The following is a 339-nucleotide window of genomic DNA, read 5'->3' as shown; positions in this document are numbered from 1 at the left end:
TGTCAATATGTCAAAGATCTCTTTCCCAACATAAGGGAAGTGTGGAGAATAACGGATTCGAACCGTTGACCCCCTGCTTGCAAAGCAGGTGCTCTAGCCAGCTGAGCTAATCCCCCAATAGGTGGTACAAGGCTTGCTTACCTTTAGTACTCTGACCTCGTAGCCTCGGTCGAAGTGTAGTCCCAGGCAGATTTGAACTGCCTTGGATACATTGACCTCGTAGCCTCGGTCGAAGTGTAGTCCCAGGCAGATTTGAACTGCCGACCTCCACATTATCAGTGTGGCGCTCTAACCAACTGAGCTATAGGACTGTGCAGGTCACGCGGCGTGTTGCCCGAA

The 339-nt window shown here is 51.3% G+C and carries 2 tRNA genes; both read right to left on the bottom strand.

Features of this window, described 5'->3' with window-relative positions:
• Positions 1–42: 42 nt before the first annotated feature.
• Positions 43–116: transfer RNA gene (locus tag CIL02_RS10840), tRNA-Ala, on the bottom strand.
• Between the two features lie 121 nt (positions 117–237).
• Positions 238–311, bottom strand: a tRNA-Ile gene (locus tag CIL02_RS10835).
• Between the last annotated feature and the right edge of the window lie 28 nt (positions 312–339).

It is taken from the genome of Prevotella sp. P3-122 (genome assembly GCF_002251365.1).
GTDB lineage: Bacteria > Bacteroidota > Bacteroidia > Bacteroidales > Bacteroidaceae > Prevotella.
The sequence above is the reverse complement of the archived record's forward strand: the minus strand, read 5'-3'. Positions and strand labels throughout refer to the sequence as shown.